The organism is Psychrobacter sp. VH5, from assembly GCF_050572635.1.
GTDB classification, from domain to species: domain Bacteria; phylum Pseudomonadota; class Gammaproteobacteria; order Pseudomonadales; family Moraxellaceae; genus Psychrobacter; species Psychrobacter celer.
This window is the reverse complement of the sequence record NZ_CP192145.1, coordinates 1,239,014-1,257,866: the sequence shown is the minus strand read 5'-3', so window position 1 is coordinate 1,257,866 and position 18,853 is coordinate 1,239,014. Positions and strand designations below refer to the sequence as shown.

The 18,853-nt window shown below is 48.4% G+C and carries 15 protein-coding genes; 5 read left to right on the top strand and 10 right to left on the bottom strand.

Features of this window, described 5'->3' with window-relative positions; all coding sequences use genetic code 11:
• Positions 1-15 precede the first annotated feature (15 nt).
• From recR to ACNFVB_RS05335, 3 genes are all read right to left on the bottom strand, one after another.
• A complete protein-coding gene (gene recR / locus ACNFVB_RS05345; RefSeq protein ID WP_075101236.1) occupies positions 16-609 on the bottom strand; it encodes a recombination mediator RecR in 594 nt (197 codons plus the stop codon).
• Between the two features lie 182 nt (positions 610-791).
• A complete protein-coding gene (locus tag ACNFVB_RS05340) occupies positions 792-1,121 on the bottom strand; it encodes a YbaB/EbfC family nucleoid-associated protein (RefSeq protein ID WP_075101100.1) in 330 nt (109 codons plus the stop codon).
• A gap of 94 nt (positions 1,122-1,215) precedes the next feature.
• Entirely contained in the window at positions 1,216-2,505 is a 1,290-nt protein-coding gene (locus ACNFVB_RS05335) for an O-succinylhomoserine sulfhydrylase (protein WP_430738325.1), read from the bottom strand.
• Positions 2,506-3,034: 529 nt separating this feature from the next.
• Here ACNFVB_RS05335 and ACNFVB_RS05330 point away from each other — a divergent pair.
• From ACNFVB_RS05330 to dusA, 3 genes are all read left to right on the top strand, one after another.
• Positions 3,035-4,654 (top strand): phospholipase D family protein, encoded by a 1,620-nt coding sequence (locus ACNFVB_RS05330; RefSeq protein WP_430738324.1) that lies wholly within the window; start codon positions 3,035-3,037, stop codon positions 4,652-4,654.
• A 516-nt stretch (positions 4,655-5,170) separates the two neighbouring features.
• Positions 5,171-6,424, top strand: a complete 1,254-nt coding sequence (locus ACNFVB_RS05325; protein WP_430738323.1) for an MFS transporter — start codon at positions 5,171-5,173, stop codon at positions 6,422-6,424.
• Positions 6,425-6,621: 197 nt separating this feature from the next.
• Positions 6,622-7,593, top strand: coding sequence for a tRNA dihydrouridine(20/20a) synthase DusA (dusA, locus tag ACNFVB_RS05320; protein ID WP_430738322.1), 972 nt, complete (start codon positions 6,622-6,624; stop codon positions 7,591-7,593).
• An 89-nt stretch (positions 7,594-7,682) separates the two neighbouring features.
• Here the strand turns inward: dusA and ACNFVB_RS05315 are convergent, their stop codons facing one another.
• From ACNFVB_RS05315 to ACNFVB_RS05300, 4 genes are all read right to left on the bottom strand, one after another.
• Positions 7,683-8,477, bottom strand: coding sequence for a CPBP family intramembrane glutamic endopeptidase (locus tag ACNFVB_RS05315; protein ID WP_430738321.1), 795 nt, complete (start codon positions 8,475-8,477; stop codon positions 7,683-7,685).
• A 172-nt stretch (positions 8,478-8,649) separates the two neighbouring features.
• Positions 8,650-9,600, bottom strand: coding sequence for an alpha/beta fold hydrolase (locus tag ACNFVB_RS05310; protein WP_430738320.1), 951 nt, complete (start codon positions 9,598-9,600; stop codon positions 8,650-8,652).
• Between the two features lie 181 nt (positions 9,601-9,781).
• Positions 9,782-10,837, bottom strand: coding sequence for a signal peptide peptidase SppA (gene sppA, locus ACNFVB_RS05305; protein ID WP_105245118.1), 1,056 nt, complete (start codon positions 10,835-10,837; stop codon positions 9,782-9,784).
• Positions 10,838-11,095: 258 nt separating this feature from the next.
• Complete coding sequence (locus tag ACNFVB_RS05300) at positions 11,096-14,092, bottom strand: ComEC/Rec2 family competence protein (RefSeq protein ID WP_430738319.1); 2,997 nt, start codon at positions 14,090-14,092, stop codon at positions 11,096-11,098.
• 236 nt (positions 14,093-14,328) lie between these two features.
• Between ACNFVB_RS05300 and ACNFVB_RS05295 the strand changes: the two genes are divergently transcribed.
• Positions 14,329-14,910 carry a DUF2062 domain-containing protein gene (locus ACNFVB_RS05295; RefSeq protein WP_288997185.1) on the top strand — a complete coding sequence of 194 codons (582 nt, stop codon included), beginning with the start codon at positions 14,329-14,331 and terminating at the stop codon, positions 14,908-14,910.
• Positions 14,911-14,983: 73 nt separating this feature from the next.
• On the opposite strand, the gene ACNFVB_RS05290 is transcribed toward ACNFVB_RS05295, so the two are convergent.
• The 3 genes from ACNFVB_RS05290 to ACNFVB_RS05280 all read right to left on the bottom strand — a co-directional run bounded on the left by ACNFVB_RS05290 (position 14,984) and on the right by ACNFVB_RS05280 (position 17,393).
• Positions 14,984-15,304, bottom strand: coding sequence for a hypothetical protein (locus ACNFVB_RS05290; protein ID WP_227680104.1), 321 nt, complete (start codon positions 15,302-15,304; stop codon positions 14,984-14,986).
• 108 nt (positions 15,305-15,412) lie between these two features.
• Complete coding sequence (lolD, locus tag ACNFVB_RS05285; RefSeq protein WP_105245115.1) at positions 15,413-16,093, bottom strand: lipoprotein-releasing ABC transporter ATP-binding protein LolD; 681 nt, start codon at positions 16,091-16,093, stop codon at positions 15,413-15,415.
• 64 nt (positions 16,094-16,157) lie between these two features.
• On the bottom strand, positions 16,158-17,393 hold the full coding sequence (locus tag ACNFVB_RS05280) for a lipoprotein-releasing ABC transporter permease subunit (RefSeq protein WP_198335518.1): 1,236 nt from the start codon (positions 17,391-17,393) through the stop codon (positions 16,158-16,160).
• Between the two features lie 454 nt (positions 17,394-17,847).
• On the opposite strand from ACNFVB_RS05280, the gene ACNFVB_RS05275 reads away from it, so the two are divergent.
• A complete protein-coding gene (locus ACNFVB_RS05275) occupies positions 17,848-18,819 on the top strand; it encodes a hypothetical protein (protein WP_430738318.1) in 972 nt (323 codons plus the stop codon).
• The last annotated feature ends 34 nt before the right edge of the window (positions 18,820-18,853 follow it).

Below are 18,853 nucleotides of genomic sequence, written 5' to 3'. Positions count from 1 at the left end.
TTGATATAGAAAATACTATAAAAACGAGCGGTTTTGCATGGCTTGCCCGAGGGTCATACTATCGAGGTACTCAAGCTCGCCGCCCATCGGTACGCCTTGCGCCAAACGGGTGATTTTACTGACATGACGATTGACCGCTTCACTGATAAAGTGGGCGGTAGTCTGGCCTTCGACCGTGGTACCTGTCGCCAGTATCAGCTCCGCCACTGGCTCCTGTTTGACTCGCCACACCAGCTGATCGATGTTTAAGTCATCAGCACTGATGCCATCTAGTGGTGACAGATGACCACCTAAGACGAAATAACGACCACGGTAACCTGCCGTTTGCTCTATCGCCATCACATCAGCGGCGGTTTCGACCACACATAACAGCCCATCATCACGCCTCGGATCTTGGCATAATGGACAAATCGCCTCATCACTGAAGCTATGGCAGCGCTGGCACTCAACGATATCTCGCATTGCCTCATCCAGCGCTTGCGCGAGCGCCATGCCTTGCGGGCGTTTTTTGGTCAGCAAATGGAGCGCCATACGCTGGGCGCTTTTTTGTCCCACGCCTGGCAAGATACGCAGCTGTTTGACCAGCTGATCAAATTTGGCTGTCAGCAAAGTGTCTTCCTTTTTTAACTTCATGTATAAATCGTAGCTATAAAAATGGGGTCGTATCGTGTCGATAACAACCCCATTTTTGTGTTCAGCGTGCTGTTTTTGGCGTCTAAAGGCTTTATATTCCACATGTTTTTTTAAAACCATGCCAGATACTTGCTTTGCTTAGACTGCCCTTGATCTGTTTAAAACAAGCCTTGCATACCTGGTGGCAGACCCATGCCTGAGGTCGCGCTCGCCATGGTTTGCTCATATAGCTCGTCGGCTTGACGTACTGCATCATTGATCGCAGCAGCGATGAGGTCTTCGATCATATCTGGCTCGTCTTCTAATAAGCTAGGATCGATGGTCAAACGCTTGACCACGTGACGACCAGTCATGGTGACTTTGACCAGACCACTGCCCGCTTCTGCTTGTACTTCTTTGTTAGCCAGCTCTTTTTTGGCGTTTTCAACGTTTGCTTCGACTTTCTTTTGCATCGTTTGTGCTTGTTGCATCAATGCTTGAATATTCATAATCGCCTCTTGGTATTTTATGGAAATACGTAACGTAATGCGTCGGTTTTCATCACGTCACGTTTATGCGTTGACGGTGATTATACCGTTATCTTTACAAACTGTCTAAGCCGCGCGCCAAATCTTTGATGATATCTGCCACGTCCTCCAACCCAACCGACAAACGAATGAGACTGTCTTTGACACCCGCTTCTGCGCGCGCCTCAGCGCTCAGGCGAAAATGGGTGGTGGTAGCAGGATGAGTGATGGTGGTTTTGGCATCGCCCAGATTATTGGTGATAGAGAGCATTTGAGTGGCGTCTATCACATGCCAAGCAGCTGCTTTTGCATCGTTGATACCACCATCAGAGCGGGCTTGCGGCTTCACCTCAAACCCCATGATAGCGCCGTAGCCACCTTGCATATGATGTTGCTGCGTGGCAAGCGCGTGGGCGGGATGATCGCTTAAGCCTGAAAAATGCACGGTACTGACATTGGGATGATGAGCCAAAAACTCTGCCACTTGATTGGCGTTTTGGCAGTGCGCCTGCATACGCAGCTTTAGTGTCTCAAGCCCTTTGGTAAAGACCCACGCGTTAAACGGGCTCATACTGATACCGCCTGAGCGCACCACGGTAAAGGCATCTTGCATCAGCTTATCACTACCGACCAGCGCGCCGCCCAACACGCGGCCCTGACCGTCTAGATATTTGGTCGCCGAGTGAATCACCACATCCGCGCCCAAATCTAATGGCCGCTGCAGCGCCGGCGTCGCAAAGCAATTATCAACGACAAGTAATATACCATTGGCTTTGCACAGCTCGCTTAGATAGCCAATATCACAAATTTGCGCGAGTGGATTACTTGGGCTTTCGCAATATATCACTTTGGTGTTTGGCTGCACCGCTTTTGCCCACGCGTCATTATCGAAGCAATCGACATAGCTGACCTCGACCCCAAACTTTGTCATGTAATTATTAAACAGCCCAATCGATGAGCCAAATAGCTGATTGGCCGCCAGCAGATGGTCGCCTGCTTTTAGGTAGGCCAAACACATGGTCAAAATCGCGCCCATGCCTGAAGCGGTGGCTACCGCGCGCTCGCCATTCTCAAGCGCAGCCAAACGCCGCTCAAAAGTACGTACGCTAGGATTGGTATGACGTGAGTACACGTTACCTGTTTTGCTACCGTTAAAGTGCGCAGCAGCATCGGCGGCCGACGCATAAACATAAGAGCTGGTGGTAAAAATAGCCTCTGAATGCTCGCCTTCATCGGTGCGATGGTGCCCAGCTCGTACCGCGATGGTTTGCATACCATAATCAAGGCCTAAATCGAGCGCATCGCTGCGCCAGTTTGGATCCAGTGTATTTAAGTTTTTATCATTCTGCGTGTGCGACTGACTCATATATCTTCCATTGCCTTGGGGAGTACTGGGGCGTGCCCTCCACTCAGTCGATTATCATCTACACGGGCTGATGAGGGCACGCCTTAAATTGATAGAGGGTGATTGGTAAAATGACGGCATATCTTTGTCGATCTTACCCATCCGCCTTATCATAGCATGTCAACTTATTCCAAACATCTGGTTTCAAAGGCCAGCTAAATCGTATTTTTGCATACTCAGCCCAGCGGCACACGAGCGCGTACCAGACCCCCTATTACTTTGGGAGAGACGCTGCAATACGCTGAGCCATTTAACAAAAATAACGTATTTATAATAGGCAGATATAGCAACAACTGCTAAGCTTAGCGTCGATTTCGAGTTAGTCTCAGATTTTACCTGACGCAGTACTATTATCGATTTGCTAATCAATGCTATTATTTCAAAACCTCTATTTTTTGTGGTCATAGACAGCGTAACGATAAGGTCGCTGTCCGACACACCCAGCAAACGACTTAATCCGTAAATACAGGCTCATTAAGGTAAATCCGTCATGTCGATGTTTAGTATAGATCCAGCCAACCTCTCACTGAGCCTAACCCTCGGACTGACATTGGGACTGAGCGCCTGTCAGAGCCTACCCAAGCAGCCGCACCTGCCCGAGAGTCAAGCGCTGTCTGCACGCATCCATGCACTGTATCAAGCAAAAAACAGCAAACCCTCTGAGCAAACAGATTTGGTCGCCGCCATCAGCGAACAAAACGATATCCACCCAGACTTATCAGGCTATCACCCGATTGTCACTGGAGCCAATGCCTTTGCCTCTCGCAGCATCTTGACGGGTATGGCCACCCGCAACATCGATGCCCAGTATTATATCTGGCACAATGACCAGGCCGGCCAGCTAATGCTCAAAGACTTGTGGGAAGCGGCTGAGCGCGGGGTAATCGTGCGCTTGCTACTCGATGATTTTAATAATAATGCTGAGCTTGATCAGCATTTATTGCGCTTTGCCAGTCATCCAAATATCGCGGTACGCATCATCAACCCCTTGATGCACCGTAAGTTTCAAACCCTAAACTACGTCACAGGCCTGCCTAGAATCAATCGGCGCATGCACAATAAGAGTATGACCTTTGACAAGCAGATTACCATCATCGGTGGACGTAATATCGGCAATGAATACCTAAGTAACGATCAAAATAGCCAGTTTGCTGATCTGGACGTCTTGCTCATCGGCAAAGTCGTGGCCGATATTGATAATAGTTTTGCCAGCTATTGGTCGTCGCCGCTGTCGTTTGACATCGAGACGCTCGCGACCCTTGGCGATGGCGCAACCACTGATTTTTTGGCAGCGCTAGACAAGATTGGTCAAGATGAAAAACACCATGCCAATAGCAGCTTGACCGTCTATAAAGCAGCGATTGAAGAGTCGACCATAGATGAGGACTTAGTGAGCAAGCGGGTGCCGTTTCGTTGGACAGACATGCAGTTTTTGAGCGATGATGTCGGCAAGCTGAGCAAGGCCGTCCCTGCCGATACCAACTTGGTGCATCAACTGCGTACCCTGCTTGGCAGCCCGACCAAAAAACTGACCATCATCTCATCTTATTTTGTCCCGACCAAAGACGGCGTCAACACCTTAGTACAGCTGGCCAATGCTGGTATCGATATCAAAATCTTGACCAACTCTTTTGACGCAACGGATGTCACCGCTGTGCACTCAGGCTACAGCCAGTGGCGGCCAGCGCTGCTGCGCTCAGGCGTAAAAATCTATGAGCTCAAATCCACCGCTGGTGAAGAAAAGCGTGAAAACAAGCTATGGAAAGCCCGCAGTCAATCCTCAACCAGTCTCCATGCCAAAACCTTTGCCGTTGATGACTATCAAGTGTTTATCGGCTCATATAACGTCGACCCACGCTCTGCCAATATCAATACCGAGATGGGCGTGATCATCAACGACGACGAGCTGGCAAGACAGCTGCATGGCGCGCTCAGTGATGACTTGCTCAATCAAGCTTATGAGGTAAAGCTGCTAGATAACGGTCGCCTGCAGTGGCACACCATGGAAAACGGCGAAAAGGTAGTATACGACTCAGAGCCGCGAGTCGACATGAGTGACCATGTCTGGCTGACCATCATGTCTTGGTTGCCGATTGATTGGTTATTGTAGTACTCAGGCGGGGCTTTTATTCACTCGATAATTAGGGCGTGTTGAACATTCGCAAATAGGCACTGCTGATCGCTAAAATTGTTCCAGACAAGGCACAAAGCGACGATAATGCAGATGCCTTAGCGAGATTTGTAACGCAGTATGGGGCAATTTTAGCATCAGCCCCAACGATAAAAAGCAGGGGACAGGACTCTTTTTTGCCGCTTCATCGTTAAAAATAAGCGCTTAGAATGACTAAACTTATTATTTTTAACATCGAATCGCCTAAAAAATAGTCGCTGTCAGTGCCACGGTCGAATTTTCAACACGCCCTATTTCAATGGGCTAAAAATAGCGAAACACTCTGAATATTACTGTCTTGACGCTTCCCTTTTTTATCGGGAGGTGTCAGTTTTTATCATGCGGATTATCTAGAGGATAATCGGCTTAACGACCACATTAGCTTGTGGTGTGGATGCGTGATTTACTATGCCTAATCGTTCTCAATATGCCCTGATGTCTACGAAAGATAGAAACATGGTATTGTTTATTTGCTTTAGTAGCGCCGTCGCGTTTTTTGATTTTTTGATTTATTTATATATCTCAGATATCGTGGCATCGGCGCTGTTCCCCGTCAATAGCAATCCCAATGTTGCTCGGCTACAAGGGTTAGGACTGTTTGCCGTCGGTTATCTTGCTCGTCCATTCGGCGGTGTTTTGCTGGGGCGCTATGGAGATATCAAAGGGCGTAAGTTTATTTTACTCGTCAGTATGCTCGTCAGTGCCATCAGTTTGCTAGTCATGGCTTGTTTGCCGACCTATGCACAGTGGGGACTGATATCGCCTGCTTTGTTTATCCTGCTGCGGCTCATACAAGGAATGGCATTTGGCCTGTATGTGCCCTTGGCTTGGGTATTTGTGGCCGAGCACATGCCCCGTCAGTATTTGTCGGTTGCTTGTAGTTATGTCACGGCCAGTTTTTTTGTGGGTGTGTTGTTTTCAAATGCGTTTTTTATGTGGTTGTCGAACGTTATGACCACTGAGCAATTGGTCGACTATGGCTGGCGACTGCCGTTTTTTGTGGCAGCCATACTGAGCTTTTTGCCGCTATTGGCCTGGCGCTTGGTCCGTGAAACGCCTTTTTTTACGGCCATGCTAGCATCAAAACCACCAAACTATGTCGCCAAACCCTTGACGCTGCTGTCTAAGCACTGCAAGCACTCTGTCTTTATTGGGATGATTTTGACCTTAATCATCTCCAGCATCACCACCGTCGTTGTCATTTTGCTGCCCGACTTGATCAAGCTGCGCTTTAACCTAGATGCGGATTTGTTTGGGTTTTCACACAGTCTGGGCATTGTGTTTATGATTTTTGGCTGTGTTTTTTATGGGATTTTATCGAACTACCAAAACTTTGGTAAAATTCTTGCCGCAGGCTCCGCGCTACTTATCGCCATGATTTTTGCTTTCTTTTATCATTTAGACGCTGGTGGCGATTATATCTTGATCATGTACGCCCTCTTAGGCTTTTGCTCAGGTATTATTGGCATGATGCCAGCTATCTTGGTACAGCTGTTTCCGACAAATGTACGTCTAACTGGCATGGCACTTTGTTATAATGTCACGTACGGCATCGTCGGTATCTTGATTCCTTTTGGACTCGGCTATGCCACGACTCTAGTGAGTTTCTCTCCGGCTCTCTACGTTGCATTTATCGGTTTTATCGGTATCATCATGGGCCTTTATTTTTACAACTTACCCGAGTTTAAGAAGATTGAGCATGTAATCTAATCGCGACCTAACGGGTCGCAGCCTCGGTCGTGTCTTAGCTTTATAGATGATGAATGATGGATCATGGATGATACATAAGGTGTCATGGTAGCTGCATGACGCTTTTTTTATGCGCTTAAGACCCCATAGACCAAACCACGCTTATACATTTAGCCACTACTACACATTTAACGACTCTTTATTAAGGCCCCACCCCTATGGTTGATATGAGCAATAAACGACTCTCTGTTGCCCCTATGATTGATTGGACAACGACAGATTATCGTTACTTTGCGCGGTTGTTTAATCCGCATGTTTATCTTTATACTGAGATGATCAGCACGGGTGCACTCATCCATGGCAATCGCGATCGGCATCTGCGCTTTGATGCGCTTGAGCATCCATTGGTGTTGCAACTGGGCGGCGCCGACAATAGCGAGATGACGCAGTGTGCTGAGTTTGCCCAGCAGTATGGCTATGATGAGGTCAATATCAATGTGGGCTGCCCATCTGACCGTGTGCAGCACAATAAAATAGGCGCTTGTCTGATGGCGGAGCCTGAGACGGTTGCTGACTTGGTCAAGCATATGCAGGCTGCGGTCGATATTCCTGTGACCGTCAAGCACCGTATCGGCATTGATGATTTTGACAGTTATGAGTTTATGGTGGACTTTGTCGAGACAGTAGCAGCGGCTGGTTGTACACGCTTTATTGTCCATGCGCGTACCGCTTGGCTACAAGGCTTGAGCCCCAAACAAAACCGTGAAATACCGCCCCTGCGCTATGACGATGTGTACCGCCTCAAACAAGACTTCCCTACGCTCGATATCGAGATCAATGGTGGTATCGACACCATCAAAGATATCGAGGCGCATTTGCAGCACGTCGATGGGGTGATGATTGGGCGGGCGTTTTATCACAACCCTTACCTGCTGGCAGAGGCCAATGGTCTGTGGGGTGCGCCTACGCCCAAGCGCTCAGAGATTTTGGCGCAGCTCCTCCCCTATCTAGAAACACAAATCGCTAAAGGCGAAGCGCTGCCTACGATGACGCGGCACTATCTGGGTTTGTTTCAAGGACTGATGGGCGCGCGTAAATGGCGACAAGCCTTAAGCGGCAAACCACAGCTAACGCTCGACGATGTCAAGCAGGCAGCTGATGAGGTGTTGGCGCTCAATCCTGATGTATAACCGTACTGATTAAGACCACATGGATTGACACCACATGAACTTAAGTAATGTGCTGTTTCGCGCATTAATTAGCAATTAATAATTACTACTTAAGGCACTTGCGCCAGATACTGCCACATAGCAGCGCCATTATTGATGATATGTAGTAGTATCGGCAGCAGCAGCGAGCCTGACTTAAAACGCGCATAACAAAATATCAATGCCAGTACCACAATGGTACTGATTTCATAGACGCCGTACTGCACATGAATGACCGCAAATATCAAACTGGTCACGACGCTTGCAACAACTGCCCCGCGCGGCGATAAATGTGATAAATTATCTGTATCTATAAACTGCTCAGCGATTGCCGACCACAGGAGCCCGCGAAATATCAGCTCCTCATAAACAGGCGCGACGATCACCATTGCAAACACCAATAGCCACACCGAGCTGACAGACTGATACAGCGGATCGACAAACACCAGCGGCGTCTCACCTAACACATACGTCAAGGCCTGACTGCCAATCATAAACAGCAATAACACTCCAAGCATACCTATGCCGACTGCGAGTGAAAACGGCGTTAGTGCCAGATAGTGCCGTACGTTGCCGCCCCTGATACCAATCAGCAAACCGCTCATAGCGGCTAACAAAACACAGCCTATGAGGATAGAGAGGCTGACGACCGTGCCATCATTACTGCCAAAATAAAAAATATCAGCCATGCTGGCGCTTTTACCAGTGGGCAATACCAACTTGCCAGCGATATAAACCCCTAATAGCTGACTGATAAAAAACGCCATCACCACCCCCACCGTCAGCACAAACGCGCCCAAACGCGAAAACAGCGGCGGTTGTTTTGTGATAGAGGATTGATGGGCGATGATCGTGTTTTTTTGCATAAATCGTCACTTAAAGTAGCACACTGCCTAGCTGTTTAGAGCCTATATGGTGAGTTCAGTATAAAAATGATACAGTGGGACTGGGATAAATTTTATGCAGCATCGAGCAGCGCAGGCACAGCTCGCAAGGAAAATTTATACCAGTGCCATGTTGACCTATAATGTATCTGTTTTATTGAGAATCGACTATAGCCTGTATCTGTCGCGGTGTAGGTGGTTGGTTTTCGCCGCTAGGCTTTAGTTGCTGCTCAATCAATGATAGTACGTGCTGCGCGACTGACTCTGGGTACTCAAGTGGGAACATATGACCGCCTGCATGGGTCTGGTACGCAATGCCTAGCCGCGATTGAACCTGCTGCGGGAAGCGGCGCTTTAAAAACAAGCTATCCTCGCCGATAATCAGCGTCACAGGTACCTTAGGGCCACGATTGGGCGTCAGCCAATACCAAGAAGGATTGGTACGAAACACCGCCACCTCACTGGCTTTGGGGATGGCCAGTGTCACCTTGCCATCGGCGCGCTCGTGCAAGCCATGCTCGATATAGCCCTGAAAGCTACGCTCATCAAAATTCTTAAAAAAACCTTTATGACGCATTTTTTCGTAGGCTGCCTCTCGGCTGTCCCAAACATCACGGCGACGTTTCGATATCCCAGAGGGCGACAATGCGTCCATTAGGCGGTTATTCATAAGCGGCAGTCTGTCTATTATTTTGGCCATATGCCAAAGTAGACTGGTTTTGCTATAAATCCATGGCGGATCCATCAGCACCGCTTGGGCAAAGTGCTCAGGCGCGCGGTACAGTGCCTGCAAGGTACACATCGCGCCAAGCGAGTGACCCACTGCCACCACTTGAGTCACGCCATGCTTGTCACACGCGTTTTTTACGCTATCAATAACCTGCTGCGTCATGCTGCGCCAATGATTATCCACCGGATAGCCAGGAGTATCGCCCAGTCTGGCGATATACTCAATGGTAAAAAACTCAGATAAATGTTCAAAAAACGGCTGATAGACCGCACTTGGCATACCATTGGCATGGGCAAAATGCAGCACAGGCTTCTGGGTTATTTTTGAGATGGGCAGTGCGGCGCTAAAGGCCTGCAATTCGACTTCATCATTCATAACAAGCTCTCATCAGATCCTGATCAAATGTGACAATGTGGTTTATATGGTGGTTTATATGATTTATATGGTTTACGTTATTTGTCATTGGTATGGCAGATAATGAAGGTGACATACCAATGAGGCTGAGCATACGCCCAGCCTCAACCATCATACACAATCGTATGAAAACATACAGTACTTAGCGCATCTGCGCGTTACCCTCTGATTGTGGCAACACATCAAGGCCGATGCTCGAACCCACGCCAGCGCCCAACTTAACAGCAAAGCGGTCCATAAAGAGCTGGAACGGATCGGTTGGGCTATAGTTGACGACATTGTCTAGCTCTAGCTGCTTCTCTAAGCTGGCGATGCTGCCTTTTTTATCTGCCAAACCCAGCTCTATGGACTGTTCACCTGTCCAAAAAAGGCCTGAAAATAGCTTGTTTTGTTCAGGGTTTTTTAGACGGTCACCGCGGCCTTCTTTTACAGCGTTGATAAAGTGCTTATGAGTGTTGGCCAGTACTTTTTCGACATGATTTTCTTCATAGTCGGTCAGTGGGCGTGACAAGCTTAAAATATCTTTGTACTCGCCTGCGGTGATGGTACGGTCTTCGACACCAAACTTATCCATCAAGCCTTCGATATTATAGCTTGGCATAATCACCCCGATAGAGCCGACGAGGCTTGACGGATTGACATAAATCTCATCAGCAGCAGACGCGATATAGTAAGCGCCTGAGGCACCGACATCACCGATAACGGCATAGAGTTTTTTGTCTGGATATTCTTGACGCAAGTCCATCATCGTCTGCCAAATCTCATCAGACTGTACGGGCGAGCCGCCAGGCGAGTTGATGTCTAAGGCGACCGCTTTGGCATTGCTGTTTTCAAAGGCGCGGGTCAGGGCTTCATTGACGTCATACGCGTTGGCCACATCGCCACTGCTAATGACCCCTTGTAGCTCGACCACAGCCAGATGCGGCTTACTGGTATCGACACCTTCGAGCCCCGTTGGCGCTTTGCTGCTGCAACCACGGCCCAAGGTCAAAAATATCAGTAAAATATAGCCAAAGGTTAATAGCTTAAAGAAAATCCCCCAACGACGGGCGCGGCGCTGCTCAACCACACTGGCCAACAAGGTATTTTCTAGTAGTCGCCATTCTTGCCCGCTTGGTTGGCTTGGCTGCTGTATTGGCGTTGGCTGATTTGGGGTATTATCAGGACGTTTGTTAGGGTCTGGTGGCCAATTGGGCATATAACTTCCTAAGTCAGAAACAATCTAAAACGATAAAAAACAGCATATAAGCACACATGGGCCGCGATACCTTGCCCATGATGCCTTTATCCATTGATATCAACTGTGAATAGTGCTGCTAAGTATGGTGCTATTTTTAGCATGGTTCAATAGCATAACGGTGAAATATAGCATAACGGTAAAATATAGTATAACGGTGAAATATCACCATATTGTAACACTGATCGGCCAAACCTTGTTTTTATGGCAGCATCTTTATTAGGGTGACGCCATACTTGTATCTCTTGTCTCTAAGGGCAGTGCGGCTGGCAATATTTTATCATCATGCGTGATAACTACCCCGACACGCTGGCGCTCTAGTACATCAGCGGTGACAGACGACGTGCTGTGACCGAGCCACCTACTCTGTGCCGACGTTGCGCGCTCATCTGTACACATCAGCGACCATAACTGCCAGACTCGTGCATGGCTATCGGCATTTAAGATGATGCGTTCAGGCGGCGTATGGCGCTGCGGCGATGATGAGTCAGACGGCTGAGTCGCTAAGCGATCAAGAAGTACTTGGACGCTAGCAGCAGAAGATTTGAGCGGTGCAGCGGCGTTATACCTAAGCACTTGTATCGGCATACGGCTACCCTTTATACCGCTAAGATCGATCGCTATCGTACAGTCCCACACGCTAGCGTCCTCTATCTGACGCCAACCTGTCATCGCGGTGATGGACAACTTGTTATTGGCCGATTGCCATGTTTTGCCCTCCTCACAGCGCTGCGCACTGATAGAAGACTTTGCCGCGGCGGGATGAGTGACTTGATAAGCGGCTTGCAAGGCTGGCCATCGATCGATGCGCCCTGCTTGCCAGTACTGATAAGTCGGTAAATGCTGCGATAGCTGCAGCACTGTCAGAGGCAACAACTCAGAGGTAGAAGCCTGCAAGGAATTTGGCGGATCATCATTGATTTGTCTTTGACTCAAAGTGGCGCTGCTACTTTGTACAACGACACCGTGCAAGCGCTTTATTGATAAGCTACCCAGCTGCTGCGCCACAGTGGCAGACAATGCCTCTGCGGTAAGCCTACTTGGCATGGTCGGTGCATCACTTGGTCTGTGATCTGCCAAAAACAACCAACTGACTTCATCTTCATCTTCACCACTCTCCCCACTGTCATTCGTCACGGGGTATTGCAGCACACTGGCGCTTATATACTGATCGCCAGTCGGCAATAAGTAAAGCGTCGGTACAGCCATCAATGATTGCTGATTGGCATAAACCGTCATCATGAGCAGCACCAAAGGCGGCAGTGCTAACCCGCGACTGATGAACCCTCGTGGCAACAGCCAAGGCAATATCACCAATACCATCATTAGCACGATAGCCATGTTGATGGGTGTGTACAACCACGCGGCAGACAATGCAGGCAATGTCGTCAACCAATCGATTAGCTGATGCAAACTCAGGATAATGGCGGTGACAAACGACCATAGACCATCTGCCAGCGTCGGCGATAGCAGATAAATCAAGCCTGCCAATAAATTCAGCGGTACAATGACCCAGCCGAATAAACCGATGGCAAACATATTGATGATAAGACCCCATAATGAGGCCTTGCCAAAGAGTAGCAATGTGATGGGCAATAAAGCAATAAACAACCAAAACTGTAACTTGAAGACACGTTTGGCTACGCCCCATCCCTGCCGCAGCCATAGCCTGCCGCCAGCCTCATTCTGATGCGACGATGATGTGTTTGTCTGCGTGCTGGCCAATGTATGAGGGTGATGTGATCTGTCTTCATACTTAAGTAATAGTGCCACTGCGACAAAGGACAACCAATAGCCTGCCTGCCATAATACATAAGGATCGCACCACGCCATAAGAACAGCCAGCGCCAGTAATACCCGCATGGTACTAACAGGCAGTAAGCTCAAGCGCATCAGTCCTATAGCAAATAGCATCCAGGCGGTACGAGCAGCAGGCACATCAAATCCGGTAAATAGCGCATAAACAAAAGCCGCGCCAATCATCACCCACCAGCGCACTTGCCAGCGCGGTACGTAACGATACAAGGCGGGATATAACTGATTGACTATCATCACCGCTGCACCTGCCAACACAATGGCCAAAAACAAAACGTGGGTGCCTGATATCGCCAGTAAATGCGAGATGCCCGCCAGCTGGTATAGCTCTTTGGTCTCGTGACTGATAAGGCTCCTATCTCCTGTCAGCAAGCTGAGCGTAACCGCCTTTGCTTGTTGCTCATCGCCAGTAAGCACATGCCAGCCTTGATAAAAATGCTGGCGCAGCTGCCAGCGTCCGCGATCGATATACGTACGCACGCGCGACAGATGAGAAAGAGAAGATGATGCTACAAGCAGATCTGTATCAGCAGTACTGACAGGCTGCGTCGCTGTCACCAATACATGCGCCACTCCATCGATATGGCGACCGCGCAACCAGCGATAGCTGTCAAAGCCAGAGGGGCTACTGGTTGCCTGCTCGGCCATCGCCAATGGAGACAGCGCCAAGCTCATCCACCGCGTCTCCCCTGGTTTTAGCTGAGAGAGACTGGCAAACTGCTTGGCCGTCTCTGGCCGACGCGAAGATTGAGGATAAGCACTGAGCAATATGCGATGCCTATCAGTGTGCAGCGTATCAAGATTGATTGAATTGCTTTTAATACTTAGGCTATTTTTATTGGTATGTGATTGTACATCTGCTAAGTGGCTGGCGGTGATATTATCCAAATCTTGCGGTGTCAGCTCAGAGACCAAAGGCGAGAGGTGGGTGATGACTGCCACCTGCCGATAGCCAGTGTCTGCAGCTGCATCCAAAACACTATCGCTGATACCTTCGATTGTCACCAATGCTTGCACGCGTAGTGGCGCAGTGATTTTGCTCGACTCCGCTTGCTGGTGACTGACCAGTGCTTGTAACGCGCTAACCCCTATTAGCCCCGCTGCCAGTATCACGACCACTATATGACGGGCAAGGAGCAAAAGGCGTTTGCTAATGGATAACTCAATAACAGGTGACTGTGAGGAGGTCTGAGAAGAAAATGGCGTTGATTGCGCGGCTGGAGTGGCAGGTGTATAAAGGCGAGAGAGCATAATAAGCACAAAGCTCATCATCACTAGTATGAGGGCTAATACTGAAGGATTAATGGTATCAACCAGTGATGAGACGCTTGGCATGCTATCTGCAACGGCCAGCACTCCCATCATCACGACGATAATCAAACCACCTACCAACCAATACACCAGCACTCCTTGCTCGAGGATTTGATCATAAACCCATCACGACTGACACGTCATGCAATAGCATTTACACGACTATTACCCTATACTAATTGCCTATATTGCGCTAAGGATGATCTCGCATTGTTAGCCTTTATATTCTAATAAAACTTTTAGCCTGATTTTTATTATTAATACTACTTTATCTCAGTCCATCAATGCGCTTGAGCGGACTGTCGTTAACGATGAAAGGCGATCCTGTGCCCCAAAAACGTCTCAAAGACCTGCTCCCTACACCAGAAAAAATCCTAGAAAGCCGTACCTTAAAACTGTTTGCCCCGCAGCTGGCTGACGCACGTCTATGGCATTTTAACCGCCATAGCTTAAACAAGGCGGTCTATATCGGTGTACTCAGTGCATTTTTTCCTTTGCCAGGGCAAATGCTGCTGGCCTTACTCGGCTCGCTTATTTTTCGTGCCAACGTCCCTATGGCGCTTGGCCTGACTTGGATTACCAACCCTGTGACCAGCCTACCGATATTTTATGCAGGCTATTATATCGGTGCCAAAATCATCGATGTACCCATGATCAGCCTGCGATTGATCGGTCGGATGATTGCTGATTTTAGTTTATGGGCATTATCAGACGGTGCCAACCCCTTTATCACTTATAAAGGCACGGTATCACTGACCGCTTTTTGTCTTGGCCTGACGATATTGGCTGTGGTTAGTAGTCTTATTTGCGGTCTGGCGTTCAAGGCTATTTGGCGCTACAAAACCGTCGTTAGTTGGCAAAAGCGGCAACAAGACGCCTCAGACCAACCGCCTTATGACAAACCCTAATACGGCCTCTGTCATACCGCCCTTCTATTATTGCTAATACTGCTAATTCGCCGTCCCATGCCAGCCCTTCGCGCTATAGCTCGCCTTTACGCGCTTTGTGCGCATCGATGGCGTTTTTGACCTTGTCGGTCAGATTACTGTCCATGACAAAGACCTCAATCACTTTGTCATCATTGAGCAGTACATAGCGCTTGCCTGTCGCACTGTCTTGTACCTTTAGGTCGTAGTCCACGCCTGCGATGGTGATCGCATCAAAGATTGGTGTGAGTATCTCTATTTGCGCTTGTCTATCTAAGGTGTCAAACAGCGCCGGATCGATATACGGCTGCAACGGCTCATTGCCTTCTTCGGCACTACCAAACGCAGCGATTGGGTCGTCATCTTTATTCATCATAGTCACCTTTTTAACTATAAGCAACGCTGTCAGTGATCAGCTTGTGATTGGAATTTTATATCAGCTCTTCTAGTCTATTATTGGCTTGGGTGTGCCTTTACTTGGGCGTTAGTAGGCTTCCCAATGACCGTTACGCAGTAGCAGTTGACGATCTGCCAGTGCCGCTAGGCTGCGATCATGAGTCACCATCAGTAGCGCCGTTTGCATGGTGCTTTGTAACTCTGATAACAACCCAAATATACTCTGGGCGTTGTCATAATCCAAGTTACCCGTTGGCTCATCGGCTAAGATCAGTGAGGGCTTGGTGACCAGCGCACGCGCAATCGCCACTCGCTGACGCTCACCGCCCGATAGCTCACCTGGTCTGTGCGTCAAACGGTGCTCCAAACCGACACTCTTTAGTATCGCAATGGCTTGATCTCGAGCATCAGTCGTCGATACTTTTGGGCGCATCAGCAGCGGCATAGCGACGTTTTCGACCGCGGTAAACTCTGCCAACAAGTGATGAAACTGGTAAATAAATCCCAAGTACTCATTACGCATCGCCCCGCGCTCAGTCTCATTCATGCTATTGAGTAACTTGCCATGTAGCCAAACCTCACCACTGGTTGGTGTATCAAGACCGCCCAGTAAGTGAAGCAACGTGCTTTTTCCTGAGCCACTGGTGCCAACGATGGCGATACGCTCGCCTGCATTGACGGTCAAATCCAGACCGGTCAATACCTGCGTACTGACCGCCCCTTCATCATATATTTTATTGATGTTTTTTGCCTCTAAGATGGCAGACATGGTATTTCCTTTATTTTATTGCTATCGCTATTGATTTTATATCGTGCACAGTTGGGTAAGTTTATCACTCATAACGCAGCGTTTGCGCTGGTTGTATCTTAGCGGCACGGCGTGCTGGATAAATAGTGGCCAAAAAGCTCAGTACAAACGAGGCCGTAGTAATCAATAGCACATCTGTCAAACGCAGCTGCGATGGTAAATAATTGATAAAGTAGGCATCAAATAGATTTAGCCCAAAGCTTTGATTGATAAAGCCCAAGATATCACTGACCGTCAGGGCAAATATAATACCCAATACCGTCCCAGCAATGGTACCGATAAAGCCGATCACCACACCTTGTACCATAAAGACCTGCGTAATCAGACGTGGTGACGCGCCAAAAGTCTTTAAAATCGCGATGTCGGCTTTTTTGTCAGTGACGAGCATCACAAGGCTTGAGACGATATTAAACGCGGCGACCAAGATGATCAAAAACAGCAGCAAACCGACCATGGCTTTTTCCATCTGGATGGCACCAAACAAATTGCCATGCGTCTGTGTCCAGTCACTGGGATAGAGCCTTTCAGGAGCGATGGCCGCCGCTTTTTCTGCTGCCATTGGGGCAGCAAAGATGTCATCGAGCTTCATGCGCACGCCCTGAGCGCCCTCTGGCAGACGCAGCAGTTTGGCGCCATCGCCCATGGGAATAAACGCCATCAGGCTGTCGACCTCTGGACTGATGGTAAATATCCCCGTCAAGGTAAAGCGCTTAAACCGCGGAATCACGCCAGCAGGCGACGGAGAGGCTTCTGGCAAGACCAGCGTGACTTTATCACCCAGCTGCAGCCCGAGCGATTGCACCATCTCCTCACCCAACACGATATTAAACTCGCCGCTTTGTAGGGTGTCAATACTGCCTTCGACCATATGCTCATTGATGATAGAGACGTTTTTTTCGTATTCAGGCTCGACACCTGTGACCATGATACCCGCGACTTGGCCGTTTGAAGTCAGCATCCCCTGTAGCTGGATAAATGGCGCAACTGCTGCGACCTCAGGATCTTCTTTGATCTGAGAAGCCAGATCCTGCCAGTCACTCATAATCTCTGATGACACCACCGTGGCTTGCGGCACCATGCCCAAAATACGGGTCTTGAGCTCACGATCAAAGCCATTCATCACCGAAAGCACTGTGATCAATACCGCAACGCCAAGCGTCAAACCAATCATGGATATCAGCGATATAAAGGAGATGAAGCGATTACTACGCTCTGCGCGGGTGTAACGTAAGCCGATAAATAACGCTAAAGGACGAAACATATTCAAACTCTTTATCTTATCTACGTGCGACTCTATATATGTTATAAAAACAAGTGGTGGTACCGCGCTCTATTTTCTAAGAACACTGACCATACCCACATATAAATCAAACACAAAAATAGGGTTTCAGACGAGCCAAACGCAGCCGTCAAAAGGGAGCTAGTTTGACACAATTTGTCTTATATGTGCCAGTCATTCGCATAAACTGCCCATTTTTTTTTGCGAAAAAACTCACTTTTGTTATTATTTTTTATGAGGGGCTTGCTATTGCTTGCGGCAATACCTATATATTATATGCCAAAGACAATTGTCATTAACCCCTAATTCATTGCGGTTTGTTGACCTCTCGCTAAAATGTCGCAGCTTATCATCACCCAATTTTGATATGATATATTGGTATATAAGCCCGTCACTTTAGGTCCAAACCCCACGCTGACTTAATTTTGAGTATCTCATGACCATCAACTACCAATATAAAAACATCCAGTCCCCCACCAAAGTCGCCTTGAGCGACGAGCAATCAGCCGGCCATGCTGATCATTGGCGTATTCTGACAGACGATATGAGTAACGACGTCCCAGAGTGGCTACAGAAGATGATCGAACATGCGGCGATGCCCAAAGGTCTAAACAACAACATCAGTGCCAAAGACAGCTGTCTGCTGCTCTCAGAAGACCAGCCTTGCCACATCAATCAAGTACTGGCCATGAAAGATGGCAAGCCTGAATGCTTTATCAATGCCTACCCCTGCGTCGATAGCCCGTACGGGCTGCATTGTAAAATCGAGCGTATCATTGCCAACGATCGCTCGCACGACGCCGTTTTGCGCTTACGCACGGCTGATGGTAGTATCATTTATGCCTTTGACCAACTTTATACCACCAATCGCCATTTATATCAGCAAGACACCAGTTATTTTGTCAATTTTAGCGCATGGGCGCACGAAATCCAGCTAAGCGAACAAAACGAAGTGGTGATGGTAGAGGATCAAGAATCGATTCGTTATCACCGTGCTTTTAATGACATCGTCGCTGCCAATGACGGCCAAATCCCAGATGACCTACAAGAGCAAATCAGCAACTGGCAACCTGAGACCAAAGAGCAGATGGCACCTGTCGAAATCAATCTTGGTCATATGTGCGCGTATTTATTTGGCGACACCTTAGGCCAAGAGGACGAGGCATGGTGCCAAGGTCAAGTGCTCGGTAAGCAAGAAACGACTTTTAATGACAAATCCATTTTGTTGTTTGATGTAGTGATCCTGCGTGAGCAAGATACCGACCCATTCGTCGTGCGTATCGCTGCCCTCAATACCCCTGAAACTGCCGCGATTGCTGTTCACGACTATGTGCAAGCAAACGTTTGGCTCCAAGCCGCCATCTATAAAGAAAACCAGCAAGCGTCGGCGCAGTCTAAAGCCAGCTGATAAAATTAAATTGATACAATCTAATGAAACAAGA

Bases quoted from the DNA above. Each gene is read 5' to 3' on its own strand.
- ACNFVB_RS05280 (WP_198335518.1), bottom strand. From the start codon at position 17,393: ATGTTTCGTCCTTTAGCGTTATTTATCGGCTTACGTTACACCCGCGCA.
- ACNFVB_RS05315 (WP_430738321.1), bottom strand. From the start codon at position 8,477: ATGCAAAAAAACACGATCATCGCCCATCAATCCTCTATCACAAAACAA.
- ACNFVB_RS05290 (WP_227680104.1), bottom strand. From the start codon at position 15,304: ATGATGAATAAAGATGACGACCCAATCGCTGCGTTTGGTAGTGCCGAA.
- ACNFVB_RS05325 (WP_430738323.1), top strand. From the start codon at position 5,171: ATGGTATTGTTTATTTGCTTTAGTAGCGCCGTCGCGTTTTTTGATTTT.
- ACNFVB_RS05335 (WP_430738325.1), bottom strand. From the start codon at position 2,505: ATGAGTCAGTCGCACACGCAGAATGATAAAAACTTAAATACACTGGAT.
- ACNFVB_RS05340 (WP_075101100.1), bottom strand. From the start codon at position 1,121: ATGAATATTCAAGCATTGATGCAACAAGCACAAACGATGCAAAAGAAA.
- lolD (WP_105245115.1), bottom strand. From the start codon at position 16,093: ATGTCTGCCATCTTAGAGGCAAAAAACATCAATAAAATATATGATGAA.
- ACNFVB_RS05310 (WP_430738320.1), bottom strand. From the start codon at position 9,600: ATGAATGATGAAGTCGAATTGCAGGCCTTTAGCGCCGCACTGCCCATC.
- dusA (WP_430738322.1), top strand. From the start codon at position 6,622: ATGGTTGATATGAGCAATAAACGACTCTCTGTTGCCCCTATGATTGAT.
- ACNFVB_RS05275 (WP_430738318.1), top strand. From the start codon at position 17,848: ATGACCATCAACTACCAATATAAAAACATCCAGTCCCCCACCAAAGTC.
- sppA (WP_105245118.1), bottom strand. From the start codon at position 10,837: ATGCCCAATTGGCCACCAGACCCTAACAAACGTCCTGATAATACCCCA.
- ACNFVB_RS05330 (WP_430738324.1), top strand. From the start codon at position 3,035: ATGTCGATGTTTAGTATAGATCCAGCCAACCTCTCACTGAGCCTAACC.